Origin of the sequence: Antarctobacter albus (assembly GCF_900101505.1) — a bacterium.
Lineage (GTDB): Bacteria > Pseudomonadota > Alphaproteobacteria > Rhodobacterales > Rhodobacteraceae > Antarctobacter > Antarctobacter albus.
In genome coordinates this window covers 315,688-338,465 of record NZ_FMZI01000006.1, presented here as the reverse complement: position 1 = coordinate 338,465, position 22,778 = coordinate 315,688, and the positions used below count along the sequence as shown (strand labels likewise).

Below are 22,778 nucleotides of genomic sequence, written 5' to 3'. Positions count from 1 at the left end.
GATGGGCCTTCAGATGAGTTGCGTCGATCGCCACGGTCGTCTCCTCACCGTGCTCGGCCGCCAACCCCGCCATGATCCGGGCGAAGACACCCCTGTCGCTCCAACGCTTCCAGCGGTTGTAGAGCGTCTTGTGCGGGCCGTATTCCTTTGGCGCATCTCGCCACCGCAAACCATTGCGATTGATGAAGATAATCCCGCTCAGGACACGCCGGTCATCAACCCTGGGCTTGCCGTGCGACTTAGGGAAGTAAGGCTCCAGACGCGCCATCTGCGCATCGCTCAACCAGAAAAGATCAGACATGTTCACCGCTCATTTTCGAACGGTGAATCATGCTCGTCCAACCAAATCAATGGGTCCTGACCCAGTTAGGTCGTAGCTTACTTCACTGTCCGATTTTCGGGTGGGGCAGCCTCGGGGGCTGCCCTTTGCGTTGCGGCCAGCCGGGCGATCAGTCGGAAATCGCGCCGTTATCCTGGGTGGTGATGCTGCCCAGGTAGGACAGGATGAACTCCTGCACGGTGCGGTCCTCGATCCCGACGTGGCGCATCTTGGTGCCGGGCATGAAGCCGTCGTTGTCTTCCATCCAGGCGCGCAGGGCGGCGGGCGTCCATACGATGCCAGAGGCTTCGAGCGCGATGGAATAATCGTAGTCGGGATAGCTGCCCGCCGCGCGGCCGATGACATTTTCCAGCGGCGGCCCGTAAGAGGCATGGTCGGCATCGACCGCGTGGCAACGGCGGCATTCACTGTCGAACAGGGCCTTTCCGGCGGAAATCTTGATCTCGTCGAATGTGTCTGCGCAGGCCGGACCGGCGATGAGCGCGGCGGCGAGAATGAGGGCGGTCTTCATGTCTGGTCTCCAGTGAGGTGCGCGATTCCCTGGTCCTGGCGCGATCCTCTGCCGATCACGGGCAAAAGCCATCCGCTGCTTTGGTCGTATTCCTGTGTGTGCGCGGATTGATCATGATCAAGGACAAGACATCAGGCCGTCCCCGACCATGTGGGACCACGGCTTGTTGCCTTTCGGATTCCCGGCAAGGCGCCCGGACTCCCCAAGGGATCGTTGCCCGATGCGGCAAGGATCCTCCCTTAATTCGGAGCTTTGCGGGATGGCCGGCGCAGACCCTTGCTCTGCGTCGGTCCTTTCCCGAAAGGCAGATCTGTCCGCCGGTTCCGGCAGGTTCAGAAGAGCGGGGCGTATTTCCAATTGTCGGCGTCGGGCGTGACCTCATCCAGGTCATAGCCCGCGCCCTGCAGCCGCCGGGCCACCGGCAGGCCCGCCTTGGCGGCGCGGTCCACCATCGCGCGGCCCGCGGCCTCGTCCCGGGCGACACCATGCCCCCGGATCAGCGCCAGCCCGTAGTTGAACTGGCCCACCGGATCGCCCGCCTCGGCGGCGCGCCGGTCCCATTCGGCGGCGGCATCGGGATCATAGTCGCCGCCCAGGCCGTTGTTCTGCAACTGGCCCATCCATGTCATCGCCGCCGTGTAGCCGCCCTTTTCGGCGCACAGGCGAAAGATCTTTCGCGCGTCGGCGTGATCGCCTTTCTTGGTGAAGTGATAGCCCGAGGCGCAGGTGGTCATGTCGGCCTGTCCGCGCCGGATGTTGTCGATCACCCGGTCCACGCCCATCTCGGGCGGGTTGAGGGTGCCCAGGTCTTCCTCGGCCCAGGCGGGGGTGGCGATCACGGTGCAGATCGCCAGGATGGTGATGCGCATCGCATCCTCCTTTCAAGGGATCGCGGCGGTCTGCTCCGCCGCGATGTGATTTGACCTAGCGTGTCGGAGCGGCGTGGCCATCACCCGCTCGACATTCTGCGATCAGGGCCGCAGCGCCGCGCCCCAGGGGAAACGGCCCACCTTGATGGTCTTGATCGCCTCGCGCTTGGCCACGTCGATCACCGTCACGTCGCCGGAGACACCGTTGGTGGTGAACAGCAGCGACTTGTCGCTGTTGAAGGCCATGTGCCAGACACGGCGCCCGACCAGGATGTATTGCTCGACCTCGAAGGTCTCGGCGTTGACCACGGCGACGTGGTTGGACGGCCCCAAGGCGACAAAGGCGGTCTTTTCCTCGCCGTCGAACTCGAATCCCACGGGCTGCACGCGGTCGGGGTGCACGCCCTTGACGGCAAAGTCGATCTTGGCCAGCTCTGCCTTGGTTTCGACGTCGAAGACGCTGACCGTGCCGCCGATCTCCGCAGACACCCAGAGCTGCGTCCCCCCGGCGGCGAACTCGGCATGGCGGGGGCGCGAATCAACCAGCGTATTGGCGACCAGTTCGCGGGTCTCGGTGTCGATCCAGTGCGCCATGTTGGTGGTTTCCGAGGTGGTGATTGCCAGCTTGCCATCGGGCGAGACGGCCATGCCCTCTGGCTCGATCCCCACGTCGATCTGGGCCACGACGGTGCGGCTGACCACGTCGACGACGGTGGTGATCGCGTCATCCTCGTTGGCGATGTAGAGGTGCCGGTTGTCCGGGTGCAGGACGAATTGCTCCGGGTCCTCGCCCGAGGGCAGGTCGAACAGGATCTCGCCGGTATCGGGGTCCATGACCTGCACCGTGTCGCTGTCCGAGGCGCAGATATAGACCACCTTGTGATCGTGGCTGAAGGTGATGCCGCGCGGGCGGTCGCCGGTGGGAATGGTGCGCACCACCTCGAGCGTGGCGACGTCGATCACGCTGATCGTGTCGTCCTTTTCGTTGGTGACCCAGATTTCCTCGCCGGTGACAGGCGCGCCCAGCAGGCAGGCGGCAAGGCAAGCGGTGAGGGTCTTGTGGGTATTTTTACCAAGAAGAAACATCATGTCGGTCCTCAATTGCCGAATGCCGTGCAATCGGATTCGGGGGCGTCGCGGCCCAGCGTGTCGAGTTCGTTGACCTGGTGCAGGAAACCCTCGAGCGGGGCCTGTGCCACCACGGCGCGTTGCGTGACCAGCGGAATCGGCTGGCGCAGCTGGCCGTTCCAGTCGCGGAACGACAGCGGGCGGCCCTTGAAGCCGGCCAGTTCGAAGTCGGGGCCCAGCAGGTAAGCGCGCAGAGTCGCGGTGTCGGCGGCACCGGTGCGGGTGACGGCCTCGCCCATGGCGCGCACGGCGGCCCAGGCGGCGTAGTCGCGCGATTGCATCGGGCGCGCGGCCAGGTCGGTGAACCGCGATTGCAGCTGTGCCGCGCCCCATTGTTCCACGACCTGCGCCCAGGCCACGGGTACCAGCCCCTCCGAGCCGGCAACGGGGCGGGGTATCCAGGTGTTGTAGGCGATGTAGCGACCAAAATCATGGATCTCGTCGGCGATCAGCAGCACGTCATGTGCCTTGAGGTCCTGGGTGAAGAGCGGCACCTCCTGGCTGGCATTGCGGCGCATGTCGGCGTCGAAAGCCCAGGTCTTTTCCGAGGTCAGGCGCATTCCGAACTTGGTCAGGCTGGCGCGCAGGGACGTGGCGAAGGCGTTGTCATCCGGGTGGGTGCCGGTGATCAAAGCGAGGTCGTCCCAGCGGCGGTTCAGGAGGAACTGCGCCAGGGCATCCGTGCGCATGGCATTGCTGGGCAGGGTGTGCAGCAGGTTTGCCCGGCAGTCCGCGCCGCGCAGGCGGTCATCGGGGGCGGCGCTGTTGAAGATCAGCGCGCCCGCCGCTTCGGGCAGGTCCGCCAGCGCCAGCGCCGCATCGGCGGGGGCGTCGAGCACGATCAGATCGGTGGTCGCCAGTGCGGCGCGCGCCGCCGCGGCCAGATCGCCGCCGATGGGCACCTCTGTCACCTCCAGCGTCCAGGTCTGGCCCATGAACCGGCCGGTCGTGGCATTGTCGGCGAGGCCCAGCTCGGCCCCCTTCAGGCCGAGGTCCTCGGGAATCGGATCGAGGTTGGACAGGACGGGGGGCTGTTCGACCTCTTGCCGGAGGTAGTGAATCGTAACGGATACGTCGGCAACAGCGGCCGACGCGCCAAGACACAGGGCCAGAGCCAGGCGCAGCACCATCGTGAAATCCTCCCTTTGACAGGAGAGTAGGCAGCGTATCTGCCAGCGGAATAGGACCATGGTCGAGGTTCCGCGCGGCTTGGGACTTAGGTCCAATAGCTTCGGTGCGAGACGGCCCCCTAAGAAAAGGGCAATCGCACCGAGGAGGAAACACGCACATGACCCGCAAGACCACTGCACTGAGCCTGGCCTTGATGTTCGGCGCCACGATGGCGCTGTCGCATGGGGACGTTGCCCCCCAGCCCGTCAACACCGATGCCCTGCCCGAAGTGGGCGAGGAATGGCTGACCGAAAACCCCTACCGCGACCAGGGAGACGACGTTTACTGGACCGCCGTCGAGATCGGCGCATCCGGCTACAACCAGAACTGCGCGCGCTGCCACGGGCTCGAGGTGATCTCGGGCGGGTTGGCGCCCGACCTGCGCTTTCTCGAAGCCGAGGAATACGGCGACGAATGGTACATGGAACGGTTCATCCACGGCTATACCCAGAACGGCACCACCAAGATGCCGGCCTTTGGCGAACTCCTGGGCCAGAAGGCGGCCTGGGCAATCCGCACCTACATCGAGGCGCGGCCCGACGATGAACAGATGGCAGAGCTGACGCCCGAACTGAAGGGCCTGCGCGACCAGCTGGCGGCCTGGTCCGAGGATGCCTCGGGTGCCGACCCGGACGGGATGAAGGCCAAGCTGGATGAGATCGCCGCCGGGATCGAGACGCTGAGCGGCGCGCCCGTTGCCGACAGCGCGGCCTACCGGGCCTCGGCGCTGATCGACGGCACGACCGATGGCTATCGGCTGGCTGCCGAGGCGCTGACCATCGGCCTGTCGGCGGCGCACTGACATGATTGCAGCGCGCCCCCTGCTGAAACTGTGCCTGGTGGCTGGCCTCTGGGCCGGCATCGCGGGCGCCGTCGAGGCGCGCTGCGAGGACTGGGTGCCGCAACCGAAACCCCAGAACGCCAGCCGCGACATCGTCGGTCAGGACATCGACCAGATCATGGAGCGCGGCTGGATCGAATTTGCCGTCTACGAGGATTACCCGCCCTATTCCTTCGAAGAAAACGGCAAGCCGCGCGGCGTCGACATCGAGATCGGGCGCCTGATCGCCGAGGATCTCGGTGTCGCGCCGCGCTTCAAGTTCGTGTCGGCGGGTGAAAACCTGGATGCCGACCTGCGTAACTATCTCTGGAAGGGGCCCGTGGTGGGCGGCGCCGTGTCCAACGTGATGTTGCGCGTGCCCTATGACAGCGCCTTTACCTGCCGGGTCGAACAGGTGGCCTTTACCGGCCAGTACCAGACGGAGGGGATCGCCATTGCCTATGACAAGGCGGCCTATCCCGAGGAAAAACCTGTTCCGGCCTATTTCCGCTTTGATACCGTGGCGGTGGAAAACGACTCGATTGCCGATTTCTACCTGACCTCGCTGGCGGGCGGGCAGTTGAACGCCAATATTCGGCGATTCCCGACCACCGCGCAGGCGATGGCGGCGCTGGCGGCGGGCGAGGTGAAGGCGGCGATGGGCCCGATGGCCCAGCTGGAATACGGCCTGACGGATGACCTGGCCGTGCACCAGCCGCCCTTGCCCGGCTTCGCGGTGGGCAAGTGGACCATCGGGCTGGGGGTTAATTTCCGTTATCGTCCGCTGGGTTACGCGGTGGACGATGCGATCTATGCGGCGCTCGACGATGGGCGTATCGCGGCGATTTTCGAAAGCTACGGGTTGAGTTTCACGCCACCTGAGCGTTGAGTGATCCATAGCGAGCACAGGAACGGGGCTGCCCGTGGGCGCCCGTCAGAAGGAAGAGGGTTGAGAGATGCAGATGAGTGACAGCCGCGAGATCGCGGCCCCGCGCGACGTGGTGTGGCAGGCGATCCTCGATCCAGAGGTGCTGAAGGCCTGCGTGCCCGGCTGCACCGAGATGACCGGATCGGCCGAAGAGGGTTTCGAGGCGACGGTGGTGCAGAAGGTCGGCCCGGTGAAGGCGACCTTCAAGGGCCAGGTCACGCTGGCCGACATGGACAAGCCGAACTCGGTCACGCTGAACGGCGAAGGCAAGGGCGGCGCCGCGGGGTTCGCCAAAGGCGGCGCCAAGGTCGACCTGGCAGAGACCGCCGACGGCGGCACCCTGCTCAGCTACGAGGTCGAGGCCAAGGTCGGCGGCAAGCTGGCGCAGCTGGGCAGCCGGATCATCGACGGTTTCGCCAAGAAGATGGCCGACCAGTTCTTTCAGAACTTCCAGGACGCGGTCGAAGGCCCGGCCGACCCGGACGCCGCCGAGCCCGGCGCGGACGGCGACGAAACCCACAAGAAAGGCTGGTTCAAGCGGCTCGTGAAGGGCTGACCCAGCGACATCGAGATACCCAGACAAGACATTTTATCCAGGGAGGATAGCGATGGCAGAAGTAACGATGACGGTGAACGGGAAATCCGTCACCAAGTCGGTCAAGGGCAACACGCTGATGACCGAATTCCTGCGCGACGAACTGCGGTTGACCGGCACCCACGTGGGCTGTGACACCTCGCAGTGCGGCGCGTGCAACATCCACGTCAACGGCAACCTCGTGAAGGCCTGCACCATGTTCGCCGGCGAAGCCGACGGCGCCGAGGTTTCGACCATCGAGGGCCAGGCCAACGCGGACGGCTCGCTGAACGTGATCCAGCAGGCCTTCCAGGACCATCACGGCCTGCAGTGCGGATTCTGCACCCCGGGCATGGTCATGGCGGCGGCCTCGCTGCTCAAGCAGAATGCCAAGCCGACCGAGGCCGAGGTGCGCGACTATCTCGAAGGCAACATCTGCCGCTGCACCGGCTACCACAACATCGTCAAGGCGATCCTGGCCGCGTCCGGGCAGGATGTCTCGGGCATCGCCGCCGAGTGAATTGACCCCGTGGCAGGATGACCTGCCGCGCAACCGATTTCCGCAAGGTGGGTCATCGGCCCATCGACTTTAGGGAGGAATCCACATGCCCAAGGATCATGGCATTGGAGCAAGCCAGAAACGGCGCGAAGACGTCCGCTTTCTGACCGGCGCCGGCAATTACACCGACGACATCAACCTGCACGGACAGGCCTATGTCTACTTCCTGCGTTCCGACATGGCGCATGGCAAGATCAACAAGGTCGATACCGAAGAGGCATCGAAGATGCCCGGCGTCGTGCGCATCTTTACCGGCGCCGATTTCGAAGGCATCGGCGGTCTGCCCTGCGGCTGGCAGGTGACCGACAAGAACGGCGACCCGATGAAGGAACCGGCCCACCCGGTCCTGGCCCAGGGCAAGGTTCGTCACGTCGGCGACCCAATCGCCGCCGTCGTGGCCGAGAGCCTCGAAGAGGCGCGCACCGCCGCCGAGGCCATCGAGCTGGACATCGAGGAACTGCCCGCCGTCGTCGACATGAAGGCCGCGCTGGCCGATGGCGCCGCCAAGGTGCACGACGATCTGTCGGACAACCTCTGCTATGACTGGCAGTTCGGCACCGACACGGAAACCACCGACAAGGCCTTTGCCGAGGCGGCGCATGTGACCACGCTGGAGCTGGTCAACAACCGCCTGGTGGCCAACCCGATGGAGCCGCGCGTGGCCGTGGGCGACTATTCCCGCGCCAACGATGAATCCACGCTCTACACCACCTCGCAGAACCCGCATGTGATCCGCCTGCTGATGGGCGCCTTCGTCCTTGGCATCCCGGAACACAAGCTGCGCGTCGTGGCGCCCGACGTGGGCGGCGGCTTCGGCACCAAGATCTTCCACTACGCGGAAGAGGCCTTCTGCACCTTCGCGGCGCGGCAGGTGAACCGCCCGGTCAAGTGGACCTCGTCGCGCTCCGAGGCCTTCATGTCGGACGCGCATGGCCGCGACCACGTCACCAAGATCGAGCTGGCGCTGGATGCGGACAACAACTTTACCGCCGTGCGCACCGACACCTACGCCAACATGGGCGCCTACCTGTCGACCTTCTCGTCCTCCGTGCCGACCTGGCTGCACGGGACGCTGATGGCCGGCAACTACAAGACGCCCGCGGTTCAGGTGAACGTCAAGGCGGTCTTCACCACCACGGTTCCGGTCGATGCCTACCGCGGCGCCGGCCGCCCCGAGGCGACCTTCCAGCTGGAGCGTGTCATCGACAAGGCCGCGCGTGAGCTGGGCGTCGATCCCATCGCTCTGCGCCGCCAGAACTTCATCACCCAGTTCCCCTACGAGACCCCCGTTGCGGTGGCCTATGACACCGGGGACTACGAGGCCACGATGGCCAAGATGGAAGAGCTGATGGACATCCCCGGCTTCCCCGAGCGCCGCAAGGCATCGGAGGCCAAAGGCAAGTTGCGCGGCCTGGGCGTCAACTGCTTCATCGAGGCCTGCGGCATCGCGCCGTCGAACCTCGTGGGCCAGCTGGGCGCGCGTGCGGGTCTGTATGACGCGGCGACCGTGCGGGTGAATGCCACCGGTTCGATCAGCGTCATGGTCGGTGCACACAGCCACGGCCAGGGCCATGAAACCGCCTTCCCGCAGGTGGTCGCGGAAATGCTGGGCATCGACGAATCGATGATCGACATCGTGCATGGCGACACCAGCAAGATCCCCTTCGGCATGGGCACCTACGGGTCCCGTTCCATCGCGGTCTGCGGCTCGGCAATGGTCCGCGCCACGGAGAAGATCATCAACAAGGCCAAGAAGATCGCCGCCCACCTGCTCGAAGCCGCGGAAACGGACATCGAGCTGAAGGACGGTCAGTTCTCGGTCGCGGGCACGGATAAATCCGTGGCCTGGGGGGATGTGACGCTCGCCGCCTACGTGCCGCACAACTACCCGCTCGAGGACATCGAACCGGGCCTCGAGGAAACCGCCTTTTACGACCCCTCGAACTTCACCTACCCGGCGGGCGCCTATGCCTGCGAGGTCGAGCTTGACCCCGAGACCGGCGAAGTGACCATCGAGAAGTTCGTGTCGGCGGATGATTTCGGCAATGTCATCAACCCGATGATCGTCGAAGGCCAGGTGCATGGCGGCATCGCCCAGGGCATCGGCCAGGCGCTGCTGGAAAATTGCGCCTACGACGAGAACGGCCAGCTGCTGAGCGCGTCCTACATGGACTACGCGATGCCGCGCGCCGACGACCTGCCGCACATGGCGAACTACACGGTGGACCACTCCTGCCAGACGCCCTGCACGCACAACCCGTTGGGTGTGAAGGGCTGCGGCGAGGCCGGGGCCATCGGCTCGCCGCCGACGGTCGTCAACGCGGTGATCGACGCGCTGCAGTCCGGCGGTCACAAGGTCGAGCACATCGACATGCCCGTGTCGCCCTCGCGCGTCTGGGCGGCGATGAACGGATAATCCCCGCCCCCGGCCCTGGATGCAGGGCCGGGGGAGATCAACAGGAGGATATGAGATGTATTCATTCGACATGGTACGGCCCACCAGCGTGGCCGATGCGGTTTCGGCCCTGGGCCAGGACGAGGCGCAGGCCCTCGGTGGCGGCCAGACCCTGATCCCGACCCTGAAACAGCGCCTGGCGATGCCGTCCGTGCTGGTCAGCCTGTCCGGCATCGAAGAGATGAAGGGCGTCTGCCGCGAGGACAACGGCGACCTGACCATCGGCGGCGGCACCACCCATGCCACCGTCGCGGCAGAGGCGGCGGCGCATTACCCGGGGCTGGCCAAGCTGGCCGGTGGCATCGGCGATCCCGCGGTCCGCAACCGCGGCACCATCGGCGGGTCGCTGGCCAACAACGACCCGTCCGCCTGCTATCCGGCGGCGGCTCTGGGGTCGGGCGCGACCATCGTGACCAACACCCGCGAGATCGCGGCGGACGACTATTTCCAGGGCATGTTCACCACCGCCCTCGAAGAAGGCGAGATCATCACCTCGGTCCGGTTCCCGGTGCCGGAGGCGGCGGGCTACGCCAAGTTCGAACAGCCCGCCTCGCGTTTTGCGCTGACGGCTGTCTACGTGGCCAAATACGCCGACGGTGTGCGCGTCGCGGTCACGGGGGCGTCGGAAAACGGCGTCTTCCGCTGGACCGAGGCGGAACAGGCGCTGTCGTCCAACTTCTCGCCCGACGCGGTGGCCGGCCTGTCGGTGCCCGCCGATGGCATGATCTCGGACCTGCACGGCACGGGGGCCTATCGTGCCCACCTGGTTGGCGTGATGACCAAGCGCGCGGTTGCCGCGGCCAGCTGATCCAGCTGCAAGAGCTTCGAACCCCCGGTCCCTGGCCGGGGGTTTTTTCATGCCAGATGTTTCTTTGGGCCAAAAATACCTCCGGGGGAGGCGACCGAAGGGAGACGGGGGCAGAGCCCCCTCTACACTGTCCGCAGGTTGCCCTCGGCATCGACCAGCAGCACGCGGATTTCCCCGGGCGTCTCTGCCTTGACCCGTCGCACTTCGTCCAGGTCGGCCAAGACCAGCGCCGTGGACAGCCCGTCAGCCAGCGCGGCGGAGCCTGCCTCGACGCTCACCGTCGACCAGTGCGGCGCGGCCTCACCCAGCGGGTCCAGGATATGGCCCATGTCGCCCAGCATCAGAGCCGAGGGGCTGGAGGTTGCGATGGCCCGGTTCCTCAGGTCCCGTGTCGTGACGAGGCCCGCGTCCGGATCGGAAATGCCGACCCTCCACGGCCCGCCCAGCCCACGCATCTCTCCGACCTGTACCAGGGCGCGTTCAAAGCCATGCACTTCCAGCACCCGGGTCACCAGGTCGGTGGCAAAGCCCTGCGCGATCCCGTTCAGGGTCAGGGACTGGCCCGGCGCCAGTGCGATCCGGTCCACCGAGGCGCGAACGCGCTGCCAGCCGATGGCACGCCGCGCCGCCGTGACGTCACCGCCACCGGCCAGCGCCTGCCAGAGCGGTTGCACCGTCGGGTCGAACCGGCCCCGCGTCATCCGGTGCATCTCTCCCACCAGTCCCATGAGAAAATGCATGTTTGGCGAGGGCCAGGGCAGCTCGCCGTCGCGGTTCAGCCGCGACAGGGCCGATGCGGGATCGTACAGGCTGAACTCCGCCTCGATCTCTTGCAGCAGGGCGGTGCAGGTGGTCAGCGCGGCCTCGGTCTGCGCAACCGGGCCAAACAGCGTGATCGACACCTCGGCGCCCAGCGCCTGCCCGGTCCAGCGGCGCCCTTCGGCGGCCACCCCCCGGGGAACAAGCGCCATCGCCGCGCTGATGGTTAGAAATCGCCGCCGTTTCATGCCGCCCTCTTTCTTTCGCGCGCCTTCAGCACCAGTGGCACACATTGCGCTGCATCGTCGTGGATCTTCACGCAATCGAGGCAGCCAAAGCATTCGGCATAGTCGATCTGGCCCGACCTGGGGATCGCCTGGTACTTGCATCGGACGGAACACAGCTGGCAGGGGCTGCCGCATTCCGCGCGGCGCGCGATCCAGTCGCGCCCCCGCAGCAGCCCGCCCAGCGCCATCAGCGCGCCCAGCGGACAAAGATAGCGGCAGAACCCCTTGAACAGAACCGCCGACAGCACCAGTAGCCCCACCGCATAGGCGACATAGTACCATTCGCGGATGAAATAGGTGGTCACGGCGGTCTTGAAGGGTTCCACCTCTGCCGCCGTGTCCAGTGCGTCCGGCGCCACGAAGATCAGCGCCACCAGCCCGGCCAGCACCAGGTATTTCACCCGTTTCAGCCGGCTGTCCCAGCGTGCCGACACCGTCACCTCGGGGAGGCGTAGCAAGCGGCCAAGGTGATGGGCAAATTCCTGCATCGCGCCAAAGGGACAGAGCCAGCCACAGAACAGCGCGCGCCCCCAGAGGACAAAGCCCAGGATCGCCGCCGCCCAGACCAGCAGCGAAAAGGGATCGTAGAGCAGGAAGGCATAACTGCCGCCCTCCCAGGCGGTGCGGATCACCCCGATCACCGTCACGATGGACAGTTGTCCCTGCCCCCACCAGCCGACAAAGCCGGTCATGACCGCAAGGATGCCCAGCCGGACCGGCGTGAACCCGGCCAGCCCCGCCAAAGCCGACTGACGCCAGAACAGCACCGGCATTAGCACCGCCAGCCCCAGCGCCAGGGCGATCAGGTCCGCCTGCCGCTCTCGCAGTGCCGCCCGCCAGGGGGGCAGCGACCGGGGCGCCTCGGCGCGGGCAAAAAAGCGGGCGTCGGTCGACTGGGTCGAGGACAGCGTCACGCTGCCCACCTGCGGCATGAAGGACCCGTGCGCGCGCACTGCCTCGACATACAGGGTCCAGGGTTCTGTCGGATCAAAGCCCAGCCGCCGGTCGGTGCGCAGGATCATCGCGGTGCCCTCTTGCAGGGTGTCCGGCAGGTCGGCGCGCAGGGAAAACAAGAGGTCGCTGTCGCGCAGGGCGACGGGCAGGCCGAACTGTTCCGCGCTGACGAGGTCGGGCGCGGTGTTGCGCACGAATTCTTCGGTGATCAGCCCGTGCCGCCCGGTTTCGACCAGCAGGATCGGTTCCGCATGGTCCGAGATCGTCAGGAAGGCCTGCAATTCGGCCAGAGACTCCGCGTCCAGAACCGCCCGTGCGATCGAGGGCGGGCCGATATCCACGATCCAGAGGTCCAGGTAGGCGCCCTCGGGGTCGTCCTGCGCCTCTGGATCGTCATCCTCCCAGAGTGTTCCGGCAAAGGCCGCGTTCACCTCGGCATTGCTCACGCGGTGGCGGGTCGCCAGCCCCTGCGCCACCAGGTCGTCCCATGTCAGGGCCTCGTCCACCGCGGGATCGGGGTAGGCGGGCGGGCCGCTGGACACGCCCTGCATCTTTTCCCGCGCCACCTGCAGGGTGGCGGCCAGGATGGATTCATGTGCGATCCGCACGCTGGCCGTCGCCTTTGTCACCCCGTCCAGGTAGACCAGCGCGCTGCTGCCCTGCGTTTCGCCATAGGGGGTGCCCACGACCATCGGGGCAGAGATCGAATGCCCCCGGTACTGGGTAAAGAACTGTTCAAAGGCAGCCTGACCGAGGCCAGAGACGAAAATCGGCTCGTTGTGGTCGATCAGCTGCACGTCGACGAACCGGCCTTCGAGGTCCAGCATCACAAGGACGTTGATCGCCGCCCCGGAAAAGCCGGGCAGGGGGGCCAGGGGCTCGGTCTCGAAGATGTAACCGGCGGTCTGGCCGCCGGCGTTTTCCAGCGTCCAGACACCCTTGTCGTTGACGGGCTCGCCCAGCAGGAAGGGCGGTATGACCCGCTCCGCCAGCGCCTCGCGGCTCAGCATCTCTGCCCGGGCGGTGCCGGTGAGCAGGCAGAGACAGGCCAGGATGCAGAGGATCGCGCGCATGGGCGAGACCCTAGGCCCGGCCCGGGCGCGCCCCTATGCGACCTTGGTCCAATGGGGCGCGCCTGACGCAATGGTGATCCATCTACGACCTTAGGCGCAGTGATCCGCCCGCGCCCGTCATGCTAGCCTTTGTGTCATGGTACGACAGGGAGGGTCCGCCATGCTCATCCGAACCGCGCTTGCCGCGCTGATCGCCGTTGCGGGCGGTGCTGCCGCCGCTTTGGACGACCCGCAGACCGTGCTGCAGGATCCGATGGGATCGGGCATGTGGAACTACCACCAGAAAGGGCTGTTGGGCGATCCCGCCGACATCCGTTTCGACGACCGGGTGGTGCTGCGCGCGCCGGCCTCTGCCGAGGACAGCCTGAACGTCCCCCTTCTGGTCGATGCCACGGCGATCCCCGACGTGAAACGTATCGTGGTCAGCGCCGACTATGGCCCCATCCCCCACATCCTGACCTATTACCCCGAACAGGCCGAAGCCAAGCTGGCCCTGCGGTTCAAGATCGACCAGGCCACGGCCATCCGCGCCAGCGTCGAGACTCATTCCGGCAGCTGGCACATCGGGTCGACCTATATCGACGCGGCGGGGGGCGGCTGTACCGCACCCGCCCATGCCTATGCCAGCGACGACTGGGAGGAAAAGCTGGGAGAGGTGCACGGGCGGCTCTGGTCCGCCTCGGGGCGCGCCCGGCTGGTGGTGGATCACCCGATGGACACCGGGCTGGCCGATGGCATCCCCGTCTTCATCATCGAGGACCTGTCCCTGCAGGATGAGGACGGCACCCCGCTGGCGCGGCTGGAACTGCACGAGCCGGTGAACGAGGACCCTGCCTTTACCTTCTATTTCGACGCTGGTGCGTTGCCCGCCTCGGTCAAGGTCATGGGCCGCGACAACAACGGCAACCGCATTCGCGGTGTCCTGAGCGAGGGCGAACTGAACTGATGCTGACCCGCCGTTCCGCCCTTGGCCTGCTGGCAAGTCTGCCGCTGGCCCCGCGTGCCTTTGCCCAGCCCCGTCTCAGCTATGACCTGACCGCCAAGCCGCTGGCCGATGGAATATGGATGGTCGAAGGGGCGACCGATTACTTCTCGATGGAAAACGGCGGTGCCATCGTCAACATCACCCTGATGAAGGGCGATAGCGGGCTGATCCTTGTCGATACCGGGTCATCCCGCCGCTATGGCGAGGCGCTGAACACGCTGGCGCGCAGCCTGGATATTCGCGGTATTTCCACCGTGGTGAACACCCATCACCACCCGGACCATTTCTTTGGCAACCAGGTCTTTGCCGACAGGCCAATTCATGCGCTGGGCGGCACCCGGCAGGCGGCCCTGGACGAGGGCGACGCCTTTGCGGACAACATGTACCGGCTTCTGGGGGACTGGATGCGCGGGACCGAAGTGGTGCCGCCCAGCGACGTGATCGCGGGTGGCGATCTGACGCTGGACGGGCGCGATTTCCTGGCCCTGCCGCTGGGCGGGCACACCAGTGCGGATCTGGCCCTGATGGATCGCCGCAGCGGCACGTTGGTGGCCGGGGATCTTGTCTTTTACAACCGCGCGCCCACGACGCCCAGCGCCGATCTGCCGCGCTGGCAACAGGCGCTGGACGCGTTGCAGGCGGCAAAGCCCGCGCTGGTCATTCCCGGTCATGGCCCGGCGGACCCGACCGGGGACTCGATCACCCAGACCCGCGACTACCTCTCTTGGCTGGACCGCACCCTGCGGGAAGGTGCCCGCGCGGGCTTGGACATGGTGGAGCTGATGGAAACGCCCCTGCCAGACCGCTTTGCCGGGATGGGCGCGCAGCCGCAGGAATACCAGCGGTCGGTCGCGCATCTCTTTCCCGGGATCGAGCGCGAGGAACTGCCGCGCGGCAACTGATCGGACGGTGTAGGATGGGTTTTCCAAACCCATCGCCGCGCTCAGTCGACATCCACGGCCACCGGGTCGACAGGCTCCAGAGTGCCGCCGATGTCCAGCCAGCCATCGGTCCCCAGTCGGAACCAGTAGACGCGGGAGTACCCCATCGCCGCGATCCGCTGCGCTGCGTTCCAGCTCATCCAGCAATCCGCCACGCAATAGACCAGCAGCGCCCGCGCCCGGTCGCCCGCCGTCATCCGTGTGAGGTTGTCCTCCAGGTAGCGCTGCATGATGTCGGACAGCCGCCCGCGCCCCACTTCGGGCAGCCAGACCGCGCCGGGCAGCGACAGCCGCTGTTCCGATACCAGCCAGGTCCCTTCCAGCTCGTCAAAGCGTGACTGCTGTGCGGCAAAGACATCCAGCGCCAGCGCACCCTCCGCCAGCAATGCCCGCGCCTCCTGAGGCGTGACCAGCACGGCGGGCGCGGGAATGTCATCCGGCGTCGGCGCTCGCTGGCGGCCGATGCGATAGCCGGTTTCCGGATCGAACAGCTCGGGCCGGCGGGCCTGATGTTCGGCGTAAGGGGCGGCGGCAAGGGGGGCTGCGCAGATCAGGGCCAGCAGGAAAAACAGGCGTTTCATGGTGACAGGATAGGCCGGTCGCCGCCGCTGCGAAACCCGCCCTTGCCATCCGCGTCCCGAGACGGGAAAACAGCCGCGCGCCCCGGCGTGCACAGGCATTTGACAAGGCAAGGATAGTGAAGATGGCCCCCAAATTCGGCACAAGCGGCCTGCGCGGCCTGGTGGTGGAGCTGACAGAGGAGCTGGTGCGCGATTACGTCACCGCTTTTCTCTGCGCCTGCCCCTACGGGGACGCCGTGCACGTCGGTCGTGACCTGCGCCCCTCCTCGCCGCAGATCGCGGAATGGGTTATCGCCGCCGTGCGCGATGCGGGCGTCGATGCGGTCGACTGCGGCGTGGTGCCGACGCCCGCGCTGGCGTTGTCATCGCTGGAGGCCGGGGCCGGCGCCGTCATGGTCACCGGCAGCCACATCCCCGCCGACCGCAACGGGCTGAAGTTCTACGTCCCCACCGGGGAAATCTCGAAGGAGGACGAGGTCCGTATCAACGCGGCGCTTGGCCAGGGGGCCAAGGTGGCGGAAAAAGGCATGGCGACCAGGGCCGACGCCCGCGCCGCCTATGTCGCCCGCTACACCCAGGCCTTTGGCCGCGAGGCGCTGGCGGGCCTGCGCGTCGGCGTCTACCAGCACAGTTCGGTCGCCCGCGACATCATGGTCGAGGTGGTCGAGGCGCTGGGCGCCACCGCGCTTCCCATCGCGCGCTCGGACACGTTCATTCCCGTCGACACCGAGGCACTGGACCCGGAGACCAGGAAACTCTTCGCTGGCTGGTTCGCAGATCATCGCCTGGATGTCCTCATCTCCACCGATGGCGATGCCGACCGGCCGATGCTGGTGGATGACGCGCAACAGGTGGTGCCGGGCGATGTGCTGGGCGCCATGACCGCCCGCGCGCTGGGCGCCCGGGTGATCTGCACGCCGGTCTCGTCGAACACGATGATCGAGGCGGAGGGCGGCTTTGCCTTCGACGCCATCCACCGCACGAAGATCGGCTCGCCCTTCGTCATCGCCGCGATGGAAGAGGCGCTGCGGGACAACCCCGCCGCCCGCGTCGTGGGTTACGAGGCCAACGGCGGCTTCCTGCTGGGGTTCGAGGCGGATGGCCCTGCGGGCAGGCTGGCCCCGCTGATGACCCGCGATTGCCTGCTGCCGATCCTGGCCCCGCTGGGCGCCGCCCGCGCCGCGGACAAACCGCTGTCCGCCCTGCTGGACGCCTTGCCGCCGCGCTTCACCGCCGCCGACCGTATTCAGGGGATCGAATCGGAAATCTCGAAGGCCTTTATCGCGTCGCTTTCAGGCGATGCCGCCGCGCGCGCCGCTTTCTTTGCGGACACAGGTGAGATTGCGGAGGTGGACGAAACAGACGGGTTGCGTGTCACCTTTGCCACTGGAGACGTGGTCCACCTGCGCCCCTCCGGCAACGCGCCCGAATTCCGCTGCTATGCCGAGGCGAGCACACGCGAGACTGCCTCGGCGCTGGTGGAGAGCTACCTGGCGAAACTGGGCGAGACGCTCTCTGCCTGAGCGACCGCCCGGACCGGACCGTCGCAGGGGTATTTTTGCCAAGAAGAAGCATGATCCGGTGTTTCTTCTTGGTCTCAAATACCCAATCCGACCGTGACGCCTTTGCGCGGCCGGGACCTCAAGCCCCCTTGGTCAGGGCATCGACGGCTGCCAGCCCCTTGAGCAGGCGGGTGAGGTCGTCGACCGGGACCATGTTCGGCCCGTCGCTGGGGGCATTGTCGGGGTCTTCATGCGTTTCGATGAAGACCGCCGCGCAGCCCACGGCGACTGCGGCGCGGGCCAGTGGTTCGACGAATTGGCGCTGGCCGCCCGAAGAGGTGCCTTGCCCGCCCGGCAACTGCACGGAATGGGTGGCGTCGAAGACCACGGGGTAGCCGGTTTCGGCCATGATCGGCAGCGACCGCATGTCCGAGACCAGCATGTTGTAGCCAAAGCTGGCGCCGCGCTCGCAGAGCAGGATATTCTCGTTCCCGGTCGACGCGATCTTGGCCGCGACGTTCGCCATGTCCCAGGGGGCAAGGAACTGGCCCTTCTTGACGTTGATCGCGGCGCCGGTTTCGCCGGCGGCCAGCAGCAGGTCGGTCTGGCGCGACAGGAAGGCGGGGATCTGCAGCACGTCCACCGCCGAGGCCACCACCGAACATTGCTCCGGGCCGTGCACGTCGGTCAGCACCGGCACGCCGAACTCCTTGCGGATGGTGGACAGGACGCGCAGCCCCTCTTCCATGCCGATCCCGCGCTTGCCGGACAGGGACGAACGGTTGGCCTTGTCGTAGCTGGCCTTGAAGATCCAGTTCACGCCCGCCGTTTCTGCTGCCTCGGCGATGCGTTCCGCCAGCATCCGGGCGTGGTCCAGGCTCTCGATCTGGCAGGGGCCCGCGATCAGGGTGAAGGGGGCGGCGTTGGACACCGTGTAGGTGCCGATGGACACATCCGTCATGCGATGCCTTCCTTTGCAAGGACGCCCTCGATCCGGGCCACGTCCACGGGGTTGTTGAGTTCCCAGAACACCCGGCCACGCGCCTCGACCGGGACACAGGTCACAGGCACGCCGTTTTCGAGAAACCTCAGCTGTTCCAGGCCCTCGGCCTTTTCCAGCGGGCCCTCCTGCCACCCCATGTAAGCGGAGAGCGCCGCGGGGCGATAGGCGTAGACGCCGACATGGTGCCAGACCTCGGGCGGGCGCTCCAGCGAGGCCACGAAGGGCAGCACTTCTTTCGAGAAGTAGAGCGCGGTGCCATCGGCGCGCGCCACGGCAGTTGTGCCGCCGACGCGGCCGTTTTGGCGGTCGGTGACGAAGTTGGCCAGTGTCTCGGCATCGCAGCGCAGGATCGGCGTTGCCATCTGCACGGCAGAGTCCTGCATGCGGTCGATCAGCGCATCGACGAACCAGGGCGGGGTGAGCGGTGCATCGCCCTGCAGGTTCACCACGCAGTCAGGGGCTTGCGACAGTTGCGCCAGGCCCTCGGCACAGCGTTCGGTGCCGTTGCGGGCGGTTTCAGAGGTCATCAGCACCTCGGCGCCGAACCCGCGCGCGGCCTCGGCGATGCGGGCGTCATCGGTCAGCACATAGACCGCATCGGCGCCCTTGACCGACTGCGCCGCTTCCCAGCTGCGCTGGATCAGCGATTTTGCCTGGCCCGTCGCGCCCTTGAGTTCGACCAGCGGCTTGCCGGGGTAGCGGGTCGAGGCATAGCGGGCGGGGATGAAGATGACCGCGCTCATGCGACACCTGCCCGCAGCGCGTCATGGATGTGCAGGAGACCGACCAGGGTTTCGCCCTCGGTGACCAGAAGCACGGTGCGTTTCGTCGTGTTCATGATGCCCAATGCCTCGATCAGGAGCGTGTCGGGGGCGGTGACCAGCGGTCCGCGCGTCGCGACCTCGCCGGCACGGCGCTCCATCAGCCCCTCCATGTTGCGGCGCAGGTCGCCGTCGGTGATGATGCCGGTCAGGCGTTCGTGCTCGACCAGGGCCGCGACGCCGAATCCCTTCTGGCTCATGACCAGCAGCGTCTCGGACATCGGCGTATCGGCGCCAACGACGGGCAGCTCCTCGCCCCGGTGCATCACGGCGGAGACCCGCAGCAGTTGCGCCCCCAGCGTGCCGCCCGGATGAAAGGCGGCAAAGCTGGTCCGGTCGAAGCCGCGATGCTGCATCATCGCCACCGCAAGCGCATCGCCCAGGGCCATCGCCATCGTCGTGGACGTGGTGGGCGCCATGCCGATGGCGCAGGCCTCGGGCGCGTCGGGCATCAGCAGGACGTGATCGGCGGCGCGGGCCAGGGTGCTGTCCGCCCCCTTCGTCATGGCCACCAGCGGCACCGAGAAGCGCGCGCAATGGGCGATCATGTCGGCCAGTTCCCTGGTCTCGCCGGAATTGGAAATCAGGATCACCGCGTCGGCCGGCGTGATCATGCCCAGGTCGCCGTGGCTGGCCTCGCCCGGATGGACGCCCTGCGCGGGCGTGCCGGTCGAGGCGAAGGTGGCGGCGATCTTGTTGGCGACATGGCCGGACTTGCCCATGCCAGAGACGATCACGCGCCCCTGCACCTGCAACAGCCGCGCCACGACGGCATCGAAACTCTCTGGCAGTTCATCGCCCAGGCGCGCCAGCGCCGCGCTTTCGGTGGCAAGGACGGTGCGGGCGACCGCGGAGGGGCTGTCTGTCATGCGGCTCTGCTCGGGTAACATTCTGCCGCCTGCCTTAGCGGCTCTGCGAAAGCTTGTCCAATCGCGCAACAGTTTGCCGCTCTGCAAGGGGTCCGCGTTGACATTTCCCCGGACTCGCCCGCATGACGGCGGCATTGGATACCAGGCTAGGGATCGCCAAAATGAAGATTGCCATGATCGGAACGGGCTACGTCGGCCTCGTCTCCGGAGTTTGCTTTTCGGATTTCGGTCACGAAGTTGTTTGTGTCGACAAGGACCCCCGCAAGATCGAGATGCTGGAGCGCGGAGAGGTCCCGATTTACGAGCCGGGGCTGGACGTGCTGATGCACAAGAACGTCGAGGCCGGGCGGCTCAGCTTTACCCTGGACCTGGCCAGCGCAATTGATGGCGCCGACGCGGTCTTTATCGCCGTGGGCACCCCGACGCGCCGGGGCGATGGCCACGCCGATCTGACCTACGTCATGGCCGCGGCCGAGGAAATCGCGAAGGCTGCCAAGGACTACGTGGTGATCGTGACCAAGTCGACCGTGCCCGTTGGCACCAACCGCAAGGTCAAGGAAACGGTCGCCGCCGCCAACCCGGCGCTTGATTTCGACGTCGCCTCGAACCCCGAGTTCCTGCGTGAAGGCGCCGCGATCGACGATTTCATGAAGCCCGACCGCGTGGTCGTGGGCGTGGAAACCGACCGCGCCGCCGCCGTGATGGCCGAGATCTACCGCCCGCTCTACCTGCGTGATTTCCCCATCGTCACCACCGACCTGGAATCGGCGGAGATGATCAAATACGCGGCCAATGCCTTCCTCGCGACCAAGATCACCTTCATCAACGAGATCGCGGCACTGTGCGAAAAGGTCGGCGCCGACGTGAAATCGGTGTCCAAGGGCATGGGCATGGACGGCCGCATCGGCAACAAGTTCCTGCACGCCGGTCCGGGTTACGGCGGTAGCTGTTTCCCCAAGGATACCAAGGCACTGGCCCGCATCGGGCAGGAACACGCCTCGCCCATCTCGATCGTCGAGACGGTCATCAAGGTCAACGAGGACGTCAAGCGCCGCATGCTCGACAAGCTGAGCGACCTTTGCGATGGCCGGTTCAACGGCAAGACGGTCGCCGTGCTGGGCGTGACCTTCAAGCCCAACACCGACGACATGCGCGATGCGCCCTCGCTGACCATCGTGCCTGCCCTTGTGGGCGGCGGCGCCAAGGTCCGGGTGGTCGATCCGCAGGGCAAGCGCGAAGGCGAACAGCTGCTGCCCGGCGTCAGCTGGATGGATGACCCCTATGCCGCCGCCGAAGGCGCCGACCTGCTGGTGATCCTGACCGAGTGGAACGAGTTCCGCGCGCTGGACCTGTCGCGCATCGCAGGCAGCATGGCGCAGGCCCGCATGGCCGATCTGCGCAACATCTATGCCCCTGCCGACGCAGAGGCCGCCGGTTTCACCGGATATGAGAGCATAGGGCGAGCTGGCTACGCTGGCTGATCCTTTCGATTGATCCTGAAACGCCGCCCTGTCCCGGGGTGGCGTTTCTTTATGCACGTCGCGGTTGTTTGGCGCCTGGCACTTGTTGCTTGTCGGCCACAGGCGCGGCGCCAAGGCGGGCCGGGTAGAGCTGCTCACACTGTGCATGGCTTTGCGCAACCCCGCCCGTCGACTACACTTTCCGAAAAAATGACAAGAGGCAGAGCAGGCATGGGAACGGGCTATCGCGGCACGTTCGTCATCTCCTGGGCGCAGACGGAAATCGACGGGGTGCGGGATGCGCCCGAACCGGCATTGCAGGTCGGGGCCGCATGGTCCTGGTCCGGAGAGCCGGTCCGGGTGGACGGTCCGGCGTCCCTCCTTCCGCTGGGCGAGAGGGCGGACCAGGGCGAAGACATCAGGCCACGCGCGGCGCGCATGGTGCGTCGGCTGGTGGGCGCAGCCCTGGCGGCGGAACGTCCCCGAAGGGCCGACCTGCGCGAGGCCGGGCAAGAGGCGCGCGGCGGCGACTCGACCTTTGTCGTCACGGACGGGCGCAAGGGCTATACCGTGACGCTGATCCCGGTGGGGCCACATGTGCCGCCCTTGTTGATGTGCCTGGATGAACTGCCGCCCGCCGGTGTCGATCTCTGGGTGGTGCACCATGTCCGGTCGGCGCAGACGCTGGCCGCCAGGTCCGACCCGGGCGGCGTGATCTGTTTCACGCCCAGGACACGCATCCTGACGCCGCGCGGGCCTGTGCCGGTCGGCCTGCTGTGCGAAGGCGACCTGGTGCAGACCAAGGACAGCGGTGCCCAGCCGATCTGCTGGATCGGCAGCCGCCGGATGTCCGGTGCCCGTCTTTTTGCCATGCCTGCGCTGCGCCCGATCCGGTTGCGGACCGGCGCGCTGGGGCTGGGTCAGCCCAACAGCGATATCCTGGTCTCTCCGGATCACCGCATGGTGGTGCGCGGTGCGCCCGCGCAGGCGCTGTTCAACACGCCCGAGGTGCTGGTAACGGCGCGGGACTTGGTCGATTGCAAGGGTGTGGTGCAGGACAGCACCGTCAAGGAGGTGACCTATGTCCACCTTCTCCTGCCCCGGCACGAGGTGCTCTTTGCCGATGGGGTCGAGACCGAGAGCTTTCACCCGGCGAACACGGCGCTCACCTCGTTGGATGCCGAGGACCGCAAGCGCCTGTTGCGGACCCTGCCGGGCGTGGCTTCGAACCCGCAGGGCTATGGCGCCTATGCGCGGCGCAACCTCTCGGCCTCCGAGGCGGCGATCCTGATGCACGAGGCGGCCTGAGACGGTCCGCGTGACCCCGTACCGGGCTTGGCCCGGGACCTCGGGCCGCTAGGCTACGCCCGTTGCCCTGGCG

The 22,778-nt window shown here is 66.6% G+C and carries 22 protein-coding genes; 11 read left to right on the top strand and 11 right to left on the bottom strand.

Annotated features, from left to right (window positions below):
• The 5 genes from BLQ71_RS13040 to BLQ71_RS13020 all read right to left on the bottom strand — a co-directional run.
• A partial coding sequence (locus BLQ71_RS13040) for an IS5/IS1182 family transposase (protein WP_074622020.1) occupies window positions 1-301 on the bottom strand: 301 nt, incomplete at its 3' end.
• Between the two features lie 148 nt (window positions 302-449).
• Entirely contained in the window at window positions 450-851 is a 402-nt protein-coding gene (locus BLQ71_RS13035; protein WP_069210430.1) for a c-type cytochrome, read from the bottom strand.
• A gap of 332 nt (window positions 852-1,183) precedes the next feature.
• Window positions 1,184-1,720, bottom strand: a complete 537-nt coding sequence (locus BLQ71_RS13030) for a tetratricopeptide repeat protein (RefSeq protein WP_074622019.1) — start codon at window positions 1,718-1,720, stop codon at window positions 1,184-1,186.
• Between the two features lie 102 nt (window positions 1,721-1,822).
• On the bottom strand, window positions 1,823-2,809 hold the full coding sequence (locus BLQ71_RS13025) for a YVTN family beta-propeller repeat protein (protein ID WP_373286038.1): 987 nt from the start codon (window positions 2,807-2,809) through the stop codon (window positions 1,823-1,825).
• A gap of 8 nt (window positions 2,810-2,817) precedes the next feature.
• Window positions 2,818-3,978 (bottom strand): ABC transporter substrate-binding protein, encoded by a 1,161-nt coding sequence (locus BLQ71_RS13020; RefSeq protein ID WP_074622018.1) that lies wholly within the window; start codon window positions 3,976-3,978, stop codon window positions 2,818-2,820.
• A 158-nt stretch (window positions 3,979-4,136) separates the two neighbouring features.
• Here BLQ71_RS13020 and pedF point away from each other — a divergent pair, with 158 nt between their 5' ends.
• From pedF to BLQ71_RS12990, 6 genes are all read left to right on the top strand, one after another.
• Window positions 4,137-4,820, top strand: coding sequence for a cytochrome c-550 PedF (pedF, locus tag BLQ71_RS13015; RefSeq protein WP_069210433.1), 684 nt, complete (start codon window positions 4,137-4,139; stop codon window positions 4,818-4,820).
• Window position 4,821: 1 nt separating this feature from the next.
• Window positions 4,822-5,727, top strand: coding sequence for a substrate-binding periplasmic protein (locus tag BLQ71_RS13010; RefSeq protein ID WP_052244411.1), 906 nt, complete (start codon window positions 4,822-4,824; stop codon window positions 5,725-5,727).
• A gap of 67 nt (window positions 5,728-5,794) precedes the next feature.
• On the top strand, window positions 5,795-6,322 hold the full coding sequence (locus BLQ71_RS13005) for an SRPBCC family protein (protein WP_043140260.1): 528 nt from the start codon (window positions 5,795-5,797) through the stop codon (window positions 6,320-6,322).
• A gap of 52 nt (window positions 6,323-6,374) precedes the next feature.
• A complete protein-coding gene (locus tag BLQ71_RS13000) occupies window positions 6,375-6,860 on the top strand; it encodes a (2Fe-2S)-binding protein (protein ID WP_074622017.1) in 486 nt (161 codons plus the stop codon).
• 85 nt (window positions 6,861-6,945) lie between these two features.
• Window positions 6,946-9,315, top strand: a complete 2,370-nt coding sequence (locus BLQ71_RS12995; protein ID WP_074622016.1) for a xanthine dehydrogenase family protein molybdopterin-binding subunit — start codon at window positions 6,946-6,948, stop codon at window positions 9,313-9,315.
• A gap of 55 nt (window positions 9,316-9,370) precedes the next feature.
• Window positions 9,371-10,162, top strand: coding sequence for an FAD binding domain-containing protein (locus BLQ71_RS12990; protein WP_069210436.1), 792 nt, complete (start codon window positions 9,371-9,373; stop codon window positions 10,160-10,162).
• Window positions 10,163-10,284: 122 nt separating this feature from the next.
• Here BLQ71_RS12990 and BLQ71_RS12985 read toward each other — a convergent pair whose 3' ends face one another.
• Together BLQ71_RS12985 and BLQ71_RS12980 are read right to left on the bottom strand one after the other, a co-directional pair.
• Complete coding sequence (locus BLQ71_RS12985; protein WP_074622015.1) at window positions 10,285-11,169, bottom strand: FAD:protein FMN transferase; 885 nt, start codon at window positions 11,167-11,169, stop codon at window positions 10,285-10,287.
• Window positions 11,166-13,235, bottom strand: coding sequence for a 4Fe-4S binding protein (locus BLQ71_RS12980; protein ID WP_074622014.1), 2,070 nt, complete (start codon window positions 13,233-13,235; stop codon window positions 11,166-11,168). Before BLQ71_RS12980 ends, BLQ71_RS12985 begins: the two co-directional genes overlap by 4 nt.
• Window positions 13,236-13,395: 160 nt before the next feature.
• Here BLQ71_RS12980 and BLQ71_RS12975 point away from each other — a divergent pair, with 160 nt between their 5' ends.
• Both BLQ71_RS12975 and BLQ71_RS12970 read left to right on the top strand, forming a co-directional pair.
• Window positions 13,396-14,181, top strand: a complete 786-nt coding sequence (locus tag BLQ71_RS12975) for a quinoprotein dehydrogenase-associated SoxYZ-like carrier (RefSeq protein WP_074622013.1) — start codon at window positions 13,396-13,398, stop codon at window positions 14,179-14,181.
• Complete coding sequence (locus BLQ71_RS12970; protein WP_083342240.1) at window positions 14,181-15,122, top strand: quinoprotein relay system zinc metallohydrolase 1; 942 nt, start codon at window positions 14,181-14,183, stop codon at window positions 15,120-15,122. Before BLQ71_RS12975 ends, BLQ71_RS12970 begins: the two co-directional genes overlap by 1 nt.
• A 41-nt stretch (window positions 15,123-15,163) precedes the next feature.
• Here BLQ71_RS12970 and BLQ71_RS12965 read toward each other — a convergent pair whose 3' ends face one another.
• A complete protein-coding gene (locus BLQ71_RS12965; RefSeq protein WP_074622012.1) occupies window positions 15,164-15,742 on the bottom strand; it encodes a rhodanese-like domain-containing protein in 579 nt (192 codons plus the stop codon).
• A gap of 122 nt (window positions 15,743-15,864) precedes the next feature.
• Between BLQ71_RS12965 and BLQ71_RS12960 the strand changes: the two genes are divergently transcribed.
• Window positions 15,865-17,265, top strand: a complete 1,401-nt coding sequence (locus BLQ71_RS12960) for a phosphomannomutase (RefSeq protein ID WP_074622011.1) — start codon at window positions 15,865-15,867, stop codon at window positions 17,263-17,265.
• Between the two features lie 118 nt (window positions 17,266-17,383).
• On the opposite strand, the gene kdsA is transcribed toward BLQ71_RS12960, so the two are convergent.
• From kdsA to BLQ71_RS12945, 3 genes are read right to left on the bottom strand one after another with little or no spacing between them, the layout of a single operon-like run.
• Window positions 17,384-18,205 (bottom strand): 3-deoxy-8-phosphooctulonate synthase, encoded by an 822-nt coding sequence (gene kdsA / locus BLQ71_RS12955; protein WP_074622010.1) that lies wholly within the window; start codon window positions 18,203-18,205, stop codon window positions 17,384-17,386.
• Entirely contained in the window at window positions 18,202-18,990 is a 789-nt protein-coding gene (locus BLQ71_RS12950; protein WP_074622009.1) for a 3-deoxy-manno-octulosonate cytidylyltransferase, read from the bottom strand. The genes kdsA and BLQ71_RS12950 overlap by 4 nt, the downstream gene beginning before the upstream one ends.
• Window positions 18,987-19,937, bottom strand: coding sequence for a KpsF/GutQ family sugar-phosphate isomerase (locus BLQ71_RS12945; protein WP_083342239.1), 951 nt, complete (start codon window positions 19,935-19,937; stop codon window positions 18,987-18,989). The genes BLQ71_RS12950 and BLQ71_RS12945 overlap by 4 nt, the downstream gene beginning before the upstream one ends.
• 161 nt (window positions 19,938-20,098) lie before the next feature.
• Here BLQ71_RS12945 and BLQ71_RS12940 point away from each other — a divergent pair, with 161 nt between their 5' ends.
• Both BLQ71_RS12940 and BLQ71_RS12935 read left to right on the top strand, forming a co-directional pair.
• A complete protein-coding gene (locus BLQ71_RS12940; RefSeq protein ID WP_043140287.1) occupies window positions 20,099-21,418 on the top strand; it encodes a UDP-glucose dehydrogenase family protein in 1,320 nt (439 codons plus the stop codon).
• Between the two features lie 210 nt (window positions 21,419-21,628).
• Window positions 21,629-22,705 carry a Hint domain-containing protein gene (locus BLQ71_RS12935; protein WP_074622007.1) on the top strand — a complete coding sequence of 359 codons (1,077 nt, stop codon included), beginning with the start codon at window positions 21,629-21,631 and terminating at the stop codon, window positions 22,703-22,705.
• Window positions 22,706-22,778: the final 73 nt, after the last annotated feature.